The 16,306-nt window shown below is 72.3% G+C and carries 14 protein-coding genes; 5 read left to right on the top strand and 9 right to left on the bottom strand.

Annotated elements, in window-relative coordinates; all coding sequences use genetic code 11:
- From ACWD1Z_RS06570 to ACWD1Z_RS06550, 5 genes are all read right to left on the bottom strand, one after another.
- Positions 1-798 (bottom strand): class I SAM-dependent methyltransferase, encoded by a 798-nt coding sequence (locus ACWD1Z_RS06570; RefSeq protein WP_451116082.1) that lies wholly within the window; start codon positions 796-798, stop codon positions 1-3.
- A gap of 39 nt (positions 799-837) precedes the next feature.
- Positions 838-1,554 (bottom strand): alpha/beta hydrolase, encoded by a 717-nt coding sequence (locus ACWD1Z_RS06565; protein WP_451116080.1) that lies wholly within the window; start codon positions 1,552-1,554, stop codon positions 838-840.
- 4 nt (positions 1,555-1,558) lie between these two features.
- On the bottom strand, positions 1,559-3,028 hold the full coding sequence (locus ACWD1Z_RS06560) for a coproporphyrinogen-III oxidase family protein (RefSeq protein WP_451116078.1): 1,470 nt from the start codon (positions 3,026-3,028) through the stop codon (positions 1,559-1,561).
- A gap of 249 nt (positions 3,029-3,277) precedes the next feature.
- Complete coding sequence (locus tag ACWD1Z_RS06555; protein ID WP_250079159.1) at positions 3,278-3,439, bottom strand: hypothetical protein; 162 nt, start codon at positions 3,437-3,439, stop codon at positions 3,278-3,280.
- 136 nt (positions 3,440-3,575) lie between these two features.
- A complete protein-coding gene (locus ACWD1Z_RS06550; RefSeq protein WP_451116076.1) occupies positions 3,576-4,880 on the bottom strand; it encodes a radical SAM/SPASM domain-containing protein in 1,305 nt (434 codons plus the stop codon).
- A 156-nt stretch (positions 4,881-5,036) separates the two neighbouring features.
- On the opposite strand from ACWD1Z_RS06550, the gene ACWD1Z_RS06545 reads away from it, so the two are divergent.
- Both ACWD1Z_RS06545 and ACWD1Z_RS06540 read left to right on the top strand, forming a co-directional pair.
- Positions 5,037-5,477 (top strand): DUF6278 family protein, encoded by a 441-nt coding sequence (locus ACWD1Z_RS06545; protein WP_451116074.1) that lies wholly within the window; start codon positions 5,037-5,039, stop codon positions 5,475-5,477.
- Positions 5,478-5,603: 126 nt separating this feature from the next.
- On the top strand, positions 5,604-5,759 hold the full coding sequence (locus tag ACWD1Z_RS06540) for a hypothetical protein (protein ID WP_451116073.1): 156 nt from the start codon (positions 5,604-5,606) through the stop codon (positions 5,757-5,759).
- Positions 5,760-5,863: 104 nt separating this feature from the next.
- Here ACWD1Z_RS06540 and ACWD1Z_RS06535 read toward each other — a convergent pair whose 3' ends face one another.
- Entirely contained in the window at positions 5,864-7,417 is a 1,554-nt protein-coding gene (locus ACWD1Z_RS06535) for a CocE/NonD family hydrolase (protein WP_451116071.1), read from the bottom strand.
- Between the two features lie 116 nt (positions 7,418-7,533).
- Entirely contained in the window at positions 7,534-8,292 is a 759-nt protein-coding gene (locus ACWD1Z_RS06530) for a hypothetical protein (protein ID WP_451116069.1), read from the bottom strand.
- A gap of 82 nt (positions 8,293-8,374) precedes the next feature.
- Between ACWD1Z_RS06530 and ggt the strand changes: the two genes are divergently transcribed.
- Positions 8,375-10,171 (top strand): gamma-glutamyltransferase, encoded by a 1,797-nt coding sequence (gene ggt, locus ACWD1Z_RS06525; RefSeq protein WP_451116067.1) that lies wholly within the window; start codon positions 8,375-8,377, stop codon positions 10,169-10,171.
- Here ggt and ACWD1Z_RS06520 read toward each other — a convergent pair whose 3' ends face one another.
- Positions 10,172-12,721, bottom strand: coding sequence for an ATP-dependent Clp protease ATP-binding subunit (locus ACWD1Z_RS06520; protein ID WP_451116065.1), 2,550 nt, complete (start codon positions 12,719-12,721; stop codon positions 10,172-10,174).
- Between the two features lie 122 nt (positions 12,722-12,843).
- Positions 12,844-13,614, bottom strand: coding sequence for a type I methionyl aminopeptidase (map, locus tag ACWD1Z_RS06515; protein ID WP_451116064.1), 771 nt, complete (start codon positions 13,612-13,614; stop codon positions 12,844-12,846).
- Positions 13,615-13,646: 32 nt separating this feature from the next.
- Between map and ACWD1Z_RS06510 the strand changes: the two genes are divergently transcribed.
- Both ACWD1Z_RS06510 and ACWD1Z_RS06505 read left to right on the top strand, forming a co-directional pair.
- Positions 13,647-13,898, top strand: coding sequence for a helix-turn-helix domain-containing protein (locus tag ACWD1Z_RS06510; RefSeq protein ID WP_451116062.1), 252 nt, complete (start codon positions 13,647-13,649; stop codon positions 13,896-13,898).
- A gap of 130 nt (positions 13,899-14,028) precedes the next feature.
- Positions 14,029-16,296, top strand: a complete 2,268-nt coding sequence (locus ACWD1Z_RS06505) for a hypothetical protein (protein ID WP_451116060.1) — start codon at positions 14,029-14,031, stop codon at positions 16,294-16,296.
- Positions 16,297-16,306: the final 10 nt, after the last annotated feature.

Raw genomic sequence — 16,306 nt, 5'->3', positions numbered from 1 at the left:
TCAGCGCCCCCCGCCCAGCGGCTTGACGCCGATGACCATGCAGGTGCGCACGGGGATGTAGAACTCCTCGCCGTCCTGCCGGATGCCGAGCGCCTCCCGGTGTTCCGCCGGGGCCTCGGCCAGCCGCCTGCGGATCGCGGCCTCTGCCTCGGCGCCGGAGGAGGCGATCTCGCACCAGCGCTTCACCGGCACCCCGGTGCGGCTCTCCGCCTGACGGCCGCGGGCGACCGGCACGTTGAGCCCCGCGCCCTGGAGGAAGCCGATCCATTCGTCGAGGGTGTAGCTGCGCTGGTGGGTGGGGTCGTGCAGGATCTCCAACTCGTGGTTGAGCGCGTCGATCACGGGGTCCTCGTGGCCCTCCAGATCGATCACCGCCAGCCGACCGCCCGGCCGCAGCAGCCGGGTCATCTCCCCGACCGCCTTCGGCATGTCCTGGAAGTGGTGCGGGGCGAGCCGGGACACCACCAGGTCGAACGAGGCGTCGGGGAAAGGCAGTTCCTCGGCGGCGGCCTGCGCCGTCTCCACCGTCACCTGCCGCTCGGCGGCCAGCTTGCGGAACGACTCCAGCATCGACGGCGCCGGGTCGACGCCGACCAGCCGGGCCGGGTACTCGTCGGCGAAGGACAGGGCGAGATGGCCCGCACCGCAGGCCACGTCGCAGATCGCGCTGCCGGTCTGCGGCCCGAGTGTCTCGTGCAGCGCCTCCATCGTGGGGCTCGACCGGTGCACCTCGCTGGTGGCGAAGTTGTCGGCGATCTTGTCGAACCGCCGGCTGGAGACCGTCTCACTCGCGGGCATGTCGTTCCCTTTCCTGTCGTGCTGTGAGCTGACGTGACGTCATGAGGTGACGCCCACCAAAGAGGTGAGCGCCGGCAGCGGGTCCCGGGCCGGGCCCGGACCGCACGGGTGCAGGGTGTGACCGAGTCCGTCCAGTACGTGGACCCGGACCGCGGGTGAGTGGGTGCCGATGAGATGACGGGCGGACCAGTCGGCGTACAGGGCCGGCTCGAACACCGCGGGCGGCAGCGTGTCGTCCGACTCGTCAGCGAGATAGCCGACCAGGTCGAAACTGCCGTAGACCAGCTCGATCAGGGGGACGCGGGAGGTCAGGAAGGTGTCCGTCTCCACCACCGTGCCGATCAGGACGACCCGGTCGGCGCGCGGTGGGGAGCCGGACTCCAGCAGTCTGAGCAGCGCCTGGCCGCCGAGCGAGAAGCCCACCAGGGACAGCGGGCCGGTCATCAGGTGCCGGTTGCCGTCCAGCAGCCGCCGCAGGCGCTCGGCGCGGATGCGCCCGTCGGCCGCCGAGGCGGGGATGTTGCGGTCGCGGGCGGGCATGTCGCACTGCAACACCTGCGCACCCGAGGCCACCAGACGCGCCGTCAGCCGGTCCAGCAGCTCGTCGTCGCGTCCCTCACCGTCGAGATGCGAGACGCTGCCGGGGCCGGCGAGCAGCACCGTCGCGTTCGGCGGTCCGGCCGGGAACGACCGCCGGGCACGGTAGGCCGTTCCGTCCGGATCGCGGCGCCACTGGTGGTGGCGGTGGACGCGCACGGTCTCACCTCCGGCAGACTGCTTCGGCGAAGGAGCCGATGCGCTGGTGGAAGTAGACACTGATGATCTCCTCGTGCAGGGCCTCGCCGTCCAGCGTGGGCACGACGCTCTCCGCGGCCCCCGCCACCGGCTCCACGAGCCCGCGCTGAAGGAGCTCGGTGAACACCTCGGCGAACGGCTCGTCGTGGAACAGTTCGATGCCGAACCGGCGCCGGAAACGCGCCGCGTCGATGGGCTGGTTCGCCTTGAACGCGAACCCGAGGACCATCCCGACCGCCTCCGCGCCGGCCAGCCTGCGCCCGAACGCCAGCGGCAGGCCGGGGCCGTTCTGCAGGTGCCGGGCGTAGCCGCTGATGTCCGCGATGTTGTGGGTCTGGACGACCGTGTCGTCGTCGCCGGTGAGCCAGCCGTAGGCGCCGGGGCCGTAGGCGATCATCGAGTCGTGGCGCTGCCACTTGTTGCGCGAGACCCGCGGGATGTTGCCGTCCGGGTAGATGCCGGGCCGGTTCCACCAGCCGCACGGGCTCGGGTGGTAGCCGCCGTCGAGCAGCAGCTCCACGATGGCCTCGCGCATCTCGTACGTCTCGTCGAGGCCGGGGAAGGCATGCTCCTCGCGCAGCCGGTCGCGGACGCTCTCCACGTTCCACAGCGCCCGGTTGCCGATCCCCATCTTGGCCCGGTCCGCGTTGCGCAGCCGGTAGATGGTGATGGTCGGGGCCTTGAGGTCGATCAGCGTGCGGATGTCGTGGGCGACCTTCTCGGGCGTCTGGTGGGGCAGCCCGAACATCATGTCGACGTTGAACGGCCGCCCGGTCGCCCGGAGTTGCTCGATCGCGCGCAGCGACATCTCCGCGTCGTGGCCGCGCCCGGCGAAGGCGTTGACCTCGCTCTGCAGCGACTGCACGCCCACGCTGAACCGGTTGAAGCCGATCGCGCAGGCCTCGGCCAGCTCGTCGTGCAGGAAGTTGTCGGGGTTGCCCTCGAGGGAGATCTCGCAGTCGTCGGTCAGCGCGTAGTTGGCCCGCATGTGCTCGACCAGCCGCGCCAACTGCTCGGTGCCCAGCAGGGAGGCGGTGCCGCCGCCCAGGTAGACCGACTCGATCCGGGCCCCGGAGAGCCAGGGCGCGTGCGCCAGCCGCCGCTCGGACTCCTCCAGCAGCAGGTCGGTCCAGAGCCGGGAGGCGTGTTCACCCTCCGCGCCGCCGGGCATCTTGCGCTTGACGTAGTTGCAGAAGTGGCAGATGTACGCGCACAGCGGCACATGGAAGTACAGGTGCGCGGGCCGGCCGGCGCCCGGGTGGGCGCGCAGGGCGTCGGCGACCTCGTCGGGGTCGAGCCGGTCGCCGTAGTTGGCCGTCACGTTGATGTTGTAGTCGTCCTGGCCGATCCTGAGGGCCGGGTTCTCCTGGAGCAGCCGCGCGAGTCCTGTGCCGGGGCGCACGGCGGTGGTGCCGGCTGAAGCAGTTGTGCTCATCGCGACCTCGTCTCCTGTCCGGGCTGGGCCCACAGGGCCTGGGCCCCGCTCGTCGGTCACGCCGCGCATGACGTTCGCGCGGCCCTTCCCGGCCCGTCCCTCACGGGCCGGGAAGGCCGTGCAGCGCTCGTCCCCGGTTCCGATCCCTCGGCGGTTCCAGGGGTCCCTCGAGCGCCCTTCCGCGAGCCCGTCCCTCTACGAGCCCGGGGGGTCCTGCTGCGCTCCGGTCCGTCTCGCCACGGCAGTGGGTCAGACCTCGACCTCGATGACCGTGGCCTCGGTGATGTTGGTGGCCTCCACCAGGAGCGTCTCGTTGGGCGCGGTGGCCGAGGCGGCACCGACGGCGCTGAGCGTCACGCCCTCCTGGCCGGGCTCGAGGTGGATGCGGATGACCTTCTTCTCTTCGGGCATGTCCGTGTTCCCTTCGATGAGGGGCGGCAGCGGTCGCGCCGCCCGCGGACGGGGCCCGCTCACGACATCGGGAGCGGGGTCGGTGGGCCCGGCGAGGTCGCCGGGCGCGGTCGGCACGCGGCCGGTGCGGCCGCGGCTAACGCGGGGTGAGAGTCAGGCGTACGTCGCGTCGCTTGCGCTCCCGCCAGTAGCGGCCGGCGCGCAGCATGAACTCCTGGAGGTATTCGGTGGCACCGCACCCCGTCGGGTCACCGGTGAGGTTGCGGGCCAGCGGCGGGCACCGGAACTGGCACCAGAGGTCCTCCGCGGCCACCGGGCAGCTCCCGCACACGGTGTGGTCGCTGAACCGGATGTCACGGAAGGCGTCGAAGCCGGTCTCCCAGATGTCGGCGAAGGACCGCTCGGCGAGGTTCCCGGCCCGGTGCAGCTGTCCCGACATGCAGTTGCTGCACGGGTAGACGTCGCCGCGGCTGTTGACGTAGACGACCGAGCGGCCGCACTTCTCCTGGCCGACGGCGCGTTCCAGGCGCTGGCAGAACTGGATGGTGTCCACCCCGCGGATCTCGTCCGCGGCGCGCCCGCCGGGTGCCGTGCCGGCGGCGTTCTCCGGCTCGATGTCGGGTCCGCTGGAGTACCGCTCCATGCACCGCCGGTAGACCTCGAAGACCTCGTCGACGTCCTCGGGGCGCAGCAGCATGTCCGGGTGGAGCAGGGCGCGGCCCACGGGGTGGGTCTCCAGCCACTGCGGCCGGGGGTAGCCCCGCTCCGCGCACCACTCGAAGATCTCCTCGGCGTCCTGGATGTTGTTGCGGTGGACGGAGATCGCGGTGCGGAAGACATGGCCGTGCCGGCGCATCATCTCGAAGGCGTTCTGGAGCTTGGGAAAGTCCATCCGGCCGCGCACGGTGCGCTCGGGGTCTGCGGTGTCGAAGCTGATGAAGAACGACTGGCCCGGCGGGATCGCCGCGAGCCGCTCCTCGGTGATGAGCAGGCCGTTGGTGAAGATCTGGGTGCTGAACGGCTTGGTGCGGGCGTACCGGATGATCTCCACGGCGTCCCGGTGGGAAAAGATCTCACCCCCCGTCAGGAAGACCTGGAGCACGCCCAGTTCGGCGAACTCGTCGAGCAGGGCCTTGATGCGCGGGGTGGACATCTCGTCGGGGCGCTTGAGCGCGGAGTCCGCGTAACAGTGCTTGCAGCGCAGGTTGCACAGGTTCGTGGTCTCCACGAACGCGATGGCCGGGGCGGACAGATGGAACCGGTCCAGGGTCACCAGCGGATCGCTGAGCGTGTGGGTCATCAACTCCGCGGCCGAAACCGGCCGTCCGGCGTTGTGACGCAGGATCAGCGGACGCGCCGAGTCGGCGAGAAACTCCACATGGCCGTTGGGCAGAAGGGCGACCAGTCCGCCCTCGTTCACCTGGAATGGAATCTTCCGCACGGGTCCCCGCCTCCCGGAAGGCCAAAGTCAACATCCGTTGAACTCATGACCTGATGAACTCTACGGAGCATGAATAAGCTTTGGCAAGAGGTTTCCGGGTGGCTGGTTTCCGCGCGCCGGTGGTGCCGGTGGCATGGTCGGTGCGAGGCTGAGCGTATGAACATCCCTTTCCTGGGCGGCCGGCGCAGACGGCGCGGCCCCGCCTTCGGCGTCGCGGTGTTCTCCGACGGCGACGACACGCACGAGGGCATCGCCGACCTGCTCGCCGAGTGCGATCTGCTCCGCTCCCGGGCGGCCCGGGAGGGGGTCCGGCTCGACGACTCCGCGGCCTCGCTGGAGGCCCTGGACCAGCTGCTCCCCGGCTGGCGGGACGATGAGGAGGTGCTGGCCTGGCTGGGCAATGACGCGGGCCTCTACCTGGGCACGGTCATCGTGCGGACGGTCCCGGGCGCGCGGTGGGAGATCTGGCCCAACGGCCAGCCGGTCGTACGGCTCTCCTCGGGGCGCGAGTTCGATGTCGTCGCCTCCGGGCACGAATGGGCCTCCAGTGGCGCGCCCGAGCTGTCGCAGCTCTACGCGGAGGTCGCGGAGGCGTGAAGCCCTGGCCCGAGCCGCGGCTTAAATACGGCTAATGCCCGAAAAGTGCGTGTCGTCCTCTAACTCCCCTATTGTCTGGGTAGGTTGCGGCAACCACGACACAGCTGAGAGTGAGTAGGGCTGGGCATGGTTCTCGATCCGTTGATCGAACTGCGTGACGTCAACAAGTACTACGGAGAGCTGCAAGTCCCCCAGGACGTCGACCTCGCCGTCGGCTCCATGATCCGCCCGGCACCTGCCGCGCGCCGAGCCTCCACTACGATGGGCGGTTCGTCCCCGTAGCGGTCACCGTGGCCGGGGCGCTGCCGAGTGGGAACCCCCTACGGCCCCCCGACCGCAGGGGGGCGGCAGTCACAGAGCCATACCCGCCCGGCGGCAGCCGGAGATCACTGCTCGCGCAACGGGACCGACACGTACGACGGGTCGTTCGCCGGCGAGGAGAAGGTCAGCTGCGCGCCGGTCGGGTTGTGCTCGGCGTAGAGCGGGTCGACCGTGTCGACGACCAGGGCCAGCCGGTGCCCCGCCGGGACGTCGTAGGCCGTGGAGAACAGCTCCAGGTCGACGCCGAACGGCTGGTGGGGCGTACGCCCGTGGAAGGTGTACGGCGCGCTGCTGACCAGCTTGCCCAGGCCGAGCGGGCCCACGTCGTACAGGTGGGCGATGAGAGTGCCGCTCTCCGCGGTCGGGGTGAGGGTGGTGTGCAGCCGGGCGGTGCCGCGCACCTGCTGGGCCGTTGCGTACGTCCCCGACTGCCACACGGCCGCCCAGCGGCGGGGGAGCAGCGGGATGGAGGCCACCGGGGGCACCTGGGCGATCTGGTCGAGCAGGCCGGAGAGCAGGACGAGCCCGCCGTCCGCACCGGAGTTGACGTTCGTACGGATCGTGGTGGAACCCGCGAGGGCGATCTTCCGGTCCGTCGCGCCGACCGACTTCCAGTCCGGGTAGCCCTCGTAGCCGCCCTTGGAACGGGACTTGAGCCGGACCGGCTGCTCGCGGTCGATGCCGTTGTCCTCGCCCTTGAGGTGGTGGTCGAACCAGCGCTCGGTGTCGGTCCAGACGTCGTTGGGCAGGCCGAGCAGCCCGGTCAGTTCGGCGGTGGCGTGGTCGCCGGGGCGGAACTGCAGGCGCTTGGGGCCGGTGAGCTTCTCGTAGAAGTCCGCGTACTGGTTGGGCGGGAAGACCGAGTCGCCCCAGGCGTTGGCGAGCAGCACGGCCGGGGCGTGGTCGTTGAGCCGGTCCAGATACGTCGTGGCTGAACGCTTCTTCCCCCAGGCCAGCATCATGTCCTCCTTGCTCAGGTCGGAGGACTGGAAGGCGGTGAAGATCTCTCTGAGTTCGGCGCTCTGCCGGCCGGTGACCAGGCTCGCGCCGTCCAGCAGCGCGGCGGCCTGGGTGTGCTGGGTGCGCCCCGAGTAGATCGAGCCGATCAGGTCCGCCCAGCCGCTGAGGGCCGCGACCGCCCTGACCCGCTCGTCGTGCGCGGCGGTGAGCAGGCCGATGCCCGCCCCGTACGACACCCCGCCCATGCCGATCCGCTCCGCGTCGGCGGGGGTGTGGGCGAGTGCCCAGTCGATCACCCGGGAGGCGTCGGCCACGTCGGGCGGGCCCGCCACTTCTATCTCGCCGCCGGACTGCCAGAAGCCGCGGACGTTGTAACCGACCACGATGTAGCCCGAGTCGGCGAGCTTCTTCGCCTGGGCGAGGTACTCGACCTGGGGCATGCCCCAGCTCGTGGGGAACACCAGCAGCGGGTAGCGGCGCGTGCCGTCGGCGCCGGCCGGGGTGATGACGTTCGCCTTGAGTGTCGTCCCGCCGTCGCCGGTGATGTCGACGAAGCGGAGCCCGCCCGTGGTGGCGGACGCCACCGGGCCGACGCCCGCGATCAAGGTCGCCGAGACGATGCCCACGGCGGTGGTGCGCAGAGCCGTGCGAGATCCCACAGGTCACTCCTCACTCGTGTCAGTGCAAAGTGACCCGACGGTAACCTCGGGCTCTTACCGTGGGTAACCCGTCGGTAAGTTACGTGGGAGTAACGATTGTTGGTGAGTGAACGACGTCACGAGGCGCGGTGCGAGTTGCGCGCGACCGCCGGTGTCGGCAGCGGCGCCTGCGCCTCCCGGGTCACGTCCGCCACCAGCTCCACCACATCCGGGCCGTACGCCTGCGAGTTGACGACCTTCAGCAGCAGCACGAAGGAGTGGGTGCCGTGCTTGCGGGACAGCCGTTCGTGGTTGCGGGCCAGATAGCGGGTCGCGGCCTGGTTGGTGATCGCCCGCTGTCCGCAGAAGAGGAACACCGGACGCGAACCCGCACCCTGGCCCGCGGTGAGCCGGGCGAGGATGACGTACTCGCCCCGGCCCGGGTCCATCCGGTAGCGCTCGCTGCCGATCTGGAAGGCGCCCCGGTCCGGCCCCGGCTCGGCGTCCACATTGACCCGTATACCGGGCAGCAGGGACGCGAGATGGGCGGTCATGCGGCGGTTGGAGGCCGGCCCGCCGACGCAGAACTCGGTGCGCTCACCGAAGCCCTGCTGGGCCGCGTCGTGCGCGACGACCTGGGCGTGCGCGTTGCAGTCCTTGATCAGCGCGGCAAGTTCGAGCAGCGCGAACACATCGTGGCGCATCACGGTGAGTTCGGGCCCGCCCGCCTCGCGGTTCACCACGAGCAGCGACTCGGAGTTGTCGGGCAGCCCGAAGAAGGCCTGCTTGCGGCGGAGCTTGCGCTTGTACAAGTAGGTGCGGGCCACCCAGCCGAGGGCGGCGCTGAGGCCGGCCGCGACCACACCCAGGACGATGTTGCGCAGGTCGTCATTCATGGGCGCGCATGCTAGCCGGTGCTCCTGACGGGGGCATGTCGATCCATTAGGCTGCGCGAACGGTCCCTGACTGGAGGTGCGGATGCGTCTTTCCGTCGCACACAAGCTGTCGGTCCTCGCGGTCTCGGCCGCCGTGGTGTCGGTGGGGGCGGCGCCGCCCGCCGCTTCCGGCCCGGCCGTCGAGAAGGTACCCGTCGCCGTCGGCCACGGCGGTGCCGTCGCGAGCGTCGACGCGGACGCCTCCGCCGCCGGGATCGAGGTCTTGAGAAAGGGCGGCAACGCCGTCGACGCGGCCGTCGCCACCGCCGCCGCCCTCGGGGTCACCGAGCCCTACTCCGCGGGCATCGGCGGAGGCGGCTACTTCGTCTACTACGACGCCAGGTCCCGTACGGTACGCACGATCGACGGCCGCGAGACGGCCCCTTCGAGCGCGGACTCGGGGCTGTTCCTGGAGAACGGCACCCCGGTCCCCTTCGCCGAGGCCGTCAGCAGCGGACTGAGCGTCGGCACGCCCGGCACGCCCGCCACCTGGCGCCGGGCGCTGGACAAGTGGGGGAGCAAGAGCCTCGGCACGCTGCTGAAGCCCGCCGAGCGGCTCGCCCGGGACGGCTTCACCGTCGACGCGACCTTCCGCGCGCAGACCGCTGCCAACGAGACCCGGTTCCGCTACTTCCCGGACACCGCCGAGCTGTTCCTGCCGGGCGGCGAGCTGCCGGTCGTCGGGTCCACCTTCAAGAACCCCGATCTCGCCCGCACCTACGCCGAGCTGGCGCGGAAGGGAACCGGCGCGCTCTACCGGGGCGACCTCGCCGAGGACATCGTCGACACGGTCAACCACCCGCCCGTCGACCCCGCCTCCGGCTGGAACGCCCGTCCCGGCGACCTCACCGCCCGGGACCTCGCCACCTACCGCACCAAGTCGCAGGCCCCCACGAAGAGTTCCTACCGGGGCCTGGACGTCTACTCCATGGCGCCCTCCTCCTCCGGCGGTACGACCGTCGCGCAGGCCCTCAACATCCTGGAGCGCACGGACCTTTCGAAGGCGAGCGAGGCCCAGTACCTGCACCGCTACATCGAGGCCGGCCGGATCGCGTTCGCGGACCGCGGGCGCTGGGTCGGCGACCCCGCCTTCGAGGACGTACCGACGAAGGAACTGCTCTCCCAGCGGTACGCCGACTCGCGGGAGTGCCTGATCAAGGACGACGCGGTGCTGACCAGCCCGCTCGCCCCGGGCGACCCGCGCCGACCGGCACCCTGCGCCGCGGGCGGCACCGCGACCCCCACCACCTACGAGGGCGACAGCACCACCCACCTCACGGTCGCCGACAAGTGGGGCAACGTCGTCTCGTACACGCTCACCATCGAGCAGACCGGCGGCAGCGGCATCACGGTGCCCGGCCGGGGCTTCCTGCTCAACAACGAGCTGACGGACTTCTCCTTCACCCCCGCCAACCCGGCCGTCCACGACCCCAACCTGCCGGGACCGGGCAAGCGCCCGCGCTCCTCCATGGCCCCGACCATCGTCCTCGACCAGCACGACAAGCCCGTCGTGGCGCTCGGTTCACCCGGCGGCGCCACCATCATCACCACCGTGCTCCAGACCCTCACCGGCCACCTCGACCGGGGCCTGCCGTTCGTCGACGCCATCGCCGCGCCCCGCGCCAGCCAGCGCAACCAGACGACCACCGAGCTGGAACCGGGGCTGTACAACAGCCCGTTGCGGGCCGAGCTGGAGTCGATCGGGCACGGCTTCCGGCTCAACCCCGAGATCGGCGCGGCCACCGGCGTGCAGCGGCTGCCGGGCGGCAAGTGGCTCGCCGCCGCCGAGAAGGTACGCCGGGGCGGCGGCTCCGCGATGGTCGTGCACCCGGCGCCGTAGTCACAGCTCGGGGGCGGGTGCCGCGTCCCGCGCCACCGTGCGGAAGGCGAGGCGTCCGTCCTCGACGTCCACCGTCACCCGGCCGCCCCCGGCGACCCGGTTGTCCAGCAGCAGCCGCGACAGCTGGTTGTCGACCTCGCGCTGGATGGTGCGGCGCAGCGGCCGGGCACCGTACTCGGGCTGATAGCCGCGCGCGGCCAGCCAGTCGACGGCCGGCGCGGTGAACTCGACCGCGACGTCCTGCGCCTGCATGAGCCTGCGCGTCCGGTCCAGCAGCAGATTGGTGATGCGCCGCAGCTGGTCCGGGTCGAGCTGGCGGAACACCACGATCTCGTCGATGCGGTTGAGGAACTCGGGCCGGAAGTGGTCGCGCAGCGGCCGCAGGATCCGCTCCCGCCGTGCCTCCTCGTCCGCCTCCTCACCGCCCGCGCCGAAGCCGACCCCCACGCCGCGCCGGGTGATCGCCTCCGAGCCGAGGTTGCTGGTCATGACGATGACGGTGTTGGTGAAGTCCACCGTGCGGCCCTGCGAGTCGGTCAGCCGCCCGTCGTCCAGCACCTGGAGCAGGATGTTGAAGACGTCCGGATGCGCCTTCTCCACCTCGTCGAGCAGCAGCAGCGAGTACGGGTGCCTGCGCACCACCTCGGTGAGCTGGCCCGCCTCCTCGTGGCCGACGTAGCCGGGCGGGGCGCCCACCAGACGGCTGACGGTGTGCCGCTCCTGGTACTCGCTCATGTCCAGCCGGACCATGCGCTCCTCGCTGCCGAACAGCGCCTCCGCCAGCGCCCGGGCCAGTTCGGTCTTGCCGACGCCGGTCGGCCCGAGGAAGAGGAAGCTGCCGATCGGCCGGTCCGGACTGGCGAGCCCGGCCCGCGAGCGCAGCACCGCCTCGGAGACCACGCGCACGGCCTCGTCCTGGCCCACCACCCGCTCGTGCAGATGCTGTTCCAGCCCCAGCAGGCGGTCCTTCTCCTCCTCGGTGAGGCTGGCCACCGGGATGCCGGTCAGCCGTGACACGACCTCCGCGACGGCCTCGGCGGTCACTTCCAGGTTCTGTCCCTCGTCGGCCGCGCCGCTGCCGTCGGCGTCCGCGATCCGCTGCTTCAACTCCACGATCCGGTCCCGCAGTTGCGTGGCCAGCTCGTACTGCTCGTCCGCGACCGCCTGGTCCTTGTCCCGGGCCAGCTGCTCGACCTCGCGCTCCATCGCCCGTACGTCCGTGCCCTTGGTGCGCGCCCGCAGCCGTACCCGGGCACCGGCCTGGTCGATCAGGTCGATGGCCTTGTCCGGCAGCCGGCGGTCGGTGAGATACCGGTCGGACAGCTCCACGGCGGCCACCAGCGCCTCGTCGCTGTAGCGGACCTGGTGATGGGCCTCGTAGCGGTCCCGCAGGCCGCGCAGGATCTCGATGGCGTCCGCCGCGGTCGGCTCGGGCACCAGGATCGGCTGGAAGCGCCGGGAGAGCGCCGCGTCCTTCTCGATCCGCCGGTACTCCTCCAGCGTGGTGGCGCCCACGACGTGCAACTCCCCGCGGGCCAGGGCCGGTTTGAGGATGTTCCCGGCGTCCAGCGAACCGCCCTCGCCGCCGCCCCCGGCGCCGACCACGGTGTGCAGCTCGTCGATGAAGACGATCAGCCGGTCGGAGTGGGCGCGGATCTCGCCCACGATGTTGGTCATGCGCTCCTCGAAGTCGCCGCGGTACCGGGTGCCCGCGACGACCCCCGTCAGGTCCAGCGCGACCACGCGCCGCCCGCTGAGCACGTCCGGGACGTCCCCGTCGGCGATCCGCTGCGCCAGCCCCTCCACCACGGCGGTCTTGCCGACGCCCGCGTCGCCGATCAGCACGGGGTTGTTCTTGCCGCGCCGGGAGAGCACCTCGATGGTCTGCTCGATCTCCTCGTCCCGTCCGATCACCGGGTCGATCCGGCCCTGCCGGGCCAGTTCGGTCAGATCGCGGCCGTACTTGTCCAGGGTGGGCGTGTCCGCGGACCGGGGCCGCTCGGGCCGCGGCGCGGTGTCCGGCACCTCGGGCGGCAGGCTGCCGGTGGGGCTGAAGCGCGCCGAGCTCAGGATGTGCCCGGCGGCGGAGTCCGGGTTCGCGGCGAGGGCGCTGAGCACGTGCTCCGGGCCGATGTAGCCGGTGCCCCGGGCCCGGGCCAGGTCGTGCGCGTCGAGCAGGGCGCGCTTGGCGGCCGGGGTGAGCGAGAGCGACGTCGGCGGGGGGACCTCGCCCGGCGGGTGCTGGACCGGGCCCGAGCGCTCGTCGATCTCCGTGGCCAGCGAGTCGGGGTCGGCCCCGGCCCGGCTGAGCAGGGTGCGCGTGGGCTCCGCGGACAGCGCGGCGCGGAGCAGGTGCTGGGTGTCCAGGTCCCGGCTGCCGTGTTCGGCGGCGTACTGGGCGGCGCCGCGGACGAGTTCCCGGGCCGGCTGGCTGAGCAGCTGGCCGATGTTGATCTGGCGGGGGCCGGGGCGGGGGCCGCCGAAGAATCGGGCCAGGAATTCGCCGAAGGGGTCGCCGTAGCCCTCCGGTCCGTTGAAGCCGTTGGTCATCGGTTCCGTACCTTCGTTGACGACGTACCGGAGTCGGGTAACCCGGACATGGTGCGCTTATGTCAGGTTGGCACGGATATGGGCGGTGGGCATGTGCAGGGCGCCCCCGGACGGGGGCCTGCCTAGCCCCGATCGGTCAGGACCCTGGGGCCGCTGTTCGTGATCGCCACCGTGTGTTCCGCGTGGGCCGCCCTCGATCCGTCGTTCGTCTTCAGGGTCCAGCCGTCCGGGGCCTCGTGGTAGCCGTCCTTGCCGCCCGCGATCAGCATCGGCTCGATCGCCAGTACCATGCCGTGGCGCAGGGGCATGCCCCGGTGGGGCCGGCCCTCGTTGGGGACCGAGGGGTCCTCGTGCATCTGGCGGCCGATTCCATGGCCGCCGAAGCCGTCCGGGATGCCGTAGCCGGCCGCGCGGCAGACCGTGCCGACGGCGTGCGCGATGTCGCCGATGCGGTTGCCGACCACGGCCGCCTCGATACCGGCCGCCAGGGCGCGCTCGGCGGTGTCGATCAGGCGCAGGTCCGCCGGGCGCGGCCGGCCCACGGTGAAGCTGATCGCCGAGTCGCCGGCCCAGCCGCCGAGCTTGGCGCCGCAGTCGATGGAGACCAGGTCGCCGTCGCGCAGGCGGTAGGCGGTCGGGATGCCGTGCACGATCGCGTCGTTCACCGAGGCGCAGATGACCGCGGGGAAGGGGGTCGGGGCGAAGGAGGGGCGGTAGCCGAGGAAGGGGGACGACGCCCCCGCCTCGCGCAGGACGGCATGCGCCACCTCGTCCAGCTCCAGCAGGGAAACGCCCACGTCAGCGGCTTCTCGTACGGCTGTCAGGGCGCGGGCGACGACCTGTCCGGCCTCGTGCATGGCATCGATCGATGTGTCCGTCTTCAGTTCCACCATGCCAATTACTATACCGGTATTAGTATGGGGGCATGGTCCGTAACCCCTTGACCCCCGAAGAGCGCGAGCGCGGTGAACGGCTCGGGCGGCTGCTCCGCGAGGCCCGCGGCGGCCGCAGCATGGCGGAGGTCGCGGCGAGCGCCGGCCTCTCCGCCGAGACCCTCCGCAAGATCGAGACCGGCCGGGCCCCGACTCCGGCCTTCTTCACGGTGGCCGCACTGGCGCGAGCGCTCGGCCTCTCCATGGACGAGCTGGCGGGGCTGTGCGCGCCGGTCGCGGCCTGAGCTTCTCGCGGTCACGTTGCGGCAGGGCGGGCGTACTCTGCGTTCCGCCGGAAAACTCCCCGTAGCCTCCCCGTAACACGACTGGTGTTGCCTACGGACCGGAGTGTTCCGGTCTTGGCGGGAGTTCAGCATGGCTGTGGAACAACTCCCGGCTCAGGTGCGGGAGTTCGCGAACTACCTGAACGGTCTGATGGCGCGCCTCGACCAGGGCGGCGGCTGGTGCGGGGTGTTCTGGCAGCGCGATCCGGACGGCATGCGTGCCTGCCTCGACGGCCGTGAAGTGCCGCCGTGGGACGTGGTGGAGGCGCTCCTGCAGGACCTCGCCTCGGAGTACGGCCCCGACGTCGCGCGCGCCGAGGCGGACGGAGCGCGCACGCGGCACGCCGCCGCGCTCCTCGCCCACGACACCCGCCCCGGCGGCCGGGACGCCCTCGCTGACCGGCTCGACGTCATGCTCCGCGAGCAGCGGTACGCCGCGGAACGGCAGGCGGAGCTGGGCCGTTCGCTGACCGAGGCCGCGACGCAGGATCAGGCGGACGCCCTGCGCCTCGACCTCGCCTGGGCCCGCGACGACCACACACGCGCCACGGCCCGTTGCGCCGAACTCCGTTCCCGCATGGCCGAGTTGGACCGCCGGTCGGCGGTCGTACGGCGAGAGGGGGCGGGCGTTCAGGGCGCGGGCTTCCCGGGGGGAGGCGCGGTGACGCGGGCGTCGGGCGGCCGGGCCGGGGGAGCCTCTGGATGGGGGCCCGGCGATGTGGTCGGGCAAGCCTCCGGGCAGCGGTCGGGTGCGGGCGCCGGAGAAGCCTCCGGGCAGCGGTCGGGCGCAGGTGCTGGGGGAGCGTCCGGGCAGGGGTTGGGCGGGGATGCCGGGGTGGCTCTCGGGTGGGGGTCGCGAACTGCCGGGCAAGCGTCCGGGCAGGGGTCGGGTGCCGAGGAAGCCCGGGGGCGGGGACCGGGCGTAGAGGCCGGGGACGCCCAGGGGCAGGGGCCGGGTGTGGAGGCCGGGGAGTCCTTCGGGTGGGGGTCGCGAGCGGCCGGGGGAGCCTCGGGGCGGGGGTCCAGTGATCGGGCCGGGCGGGCCTTCGGGCAGGGGCCGGGCGCAGGGGATGCCCAGGGGCAGGGGCCGGGCGTGGAGGCTGACGAGTCCCTGGGGTGGGGGTCGCGAGCGGCTGGGGGAGCCTTCGGGCGGGGGTCCAGTGACCGGGCCGGGCGGGCCTTCGGGCAGGGGCCGGGCGCAGGGGAAGCCCAGGCTCAGGGGCCGGGCGTAGAGACCGGGGAGGCCCCCGGGTGGGGGTCCGGCGTACAGGCCCGGAACGCCGCAACGCGGGCGTCCGCGGATCACGCCGACGACGCCTGGCCACAGGCACCCGGTGCGCATGCCGATGATCCCGGCGCCCGGGCAGCCGGTACGCACGCCGACACCCACGGGTCCCAAGCATCCGGCACGCACGCCCCTGGCCCTCAGGCACCCGGCATACACGTCCCCGGCCCTCAGGCACCCGACGCGCACACCCACGCCCCCGGCCCCCAGGCACCCGGCACGCACACCCCCAGCCCCCAGACCCCCGGCACGCACCCCGCGCAACCCCCCGCCCAGGCGTTCCCCTCCTGGGGTGCCGGGACCCCGCCCGGGTCTCCCACCCCCGCCCCCGTCCCCAAGCAGCGCAAGCGGCGCCGGGGCGGTGCTCGTTTCGCCGGGATGGATGAGGAGGCCGCCGCCCCCGTCGTCGTACCGCCCACCGCCGTACCGTCCCTCCTCGAGCCCTCCGACGCCCCGGGCCGCCGCACCCCCCGAGGGGCCCGCTTCGCCGGGGCCGCCGAGGTCGTGGAACCAGCCGCGCAGCCGCTGGTCGAGCCGGTGGACGGCGCGGACCGGCAGGAGGTCGCGGGGGCCGTCGAGAGGCTGCTGCGGCTGCGGCGCGATGGCCGTAGCGGTGAGGCGCACGCGCTGCTCGCCGAGATCACGTACTCGTCACCCGGGCGGTACCCCCTGCTCGCCGTCGAGCTCCAGCGGGCCGGGCTCGGCGCGGACTGGGCCACCCTGCTGTGGGAGGCCGCCTCGCTGCCCGCCGACCGGCTGGTCGCGGCGGCGGACGCGCTGGTCGCCGCGGGCCGGGAGGGCGACGCGGAGCAGATCATGCGGCAGGGAGTCGTCCGGTCCGCCGACGAGGTCGGGCAGGTCGTGCTGGCGCTCGCCGAGGAGGGGCGCCGGCGCGAGATGGGCGCCCTGCTGGACGCCTACGTACGGGTCCGCACGCCCGAGGAGGCCGCCCGCAGCGTGGCCGCGGACCCGGGGACCCTCGTACCGTTGCTGCTGGAGGCCGCACGGGGTGTGTCGGACGAGCGGCACTGGGATCTCGTCCACGCGCTGAGGGTCGCCGGATTCGCCGCCTGACGGGCCGCGG

The sequence above is a fragment of the Streptomyces sp. NPDC002784 genome (assembly GCF_053592135.1).
The sequence above is the reverse complement of the archived record's forward strand: the minus strand, read 5'-3'. Positions and strand labels throughout refer to the sequence as shown.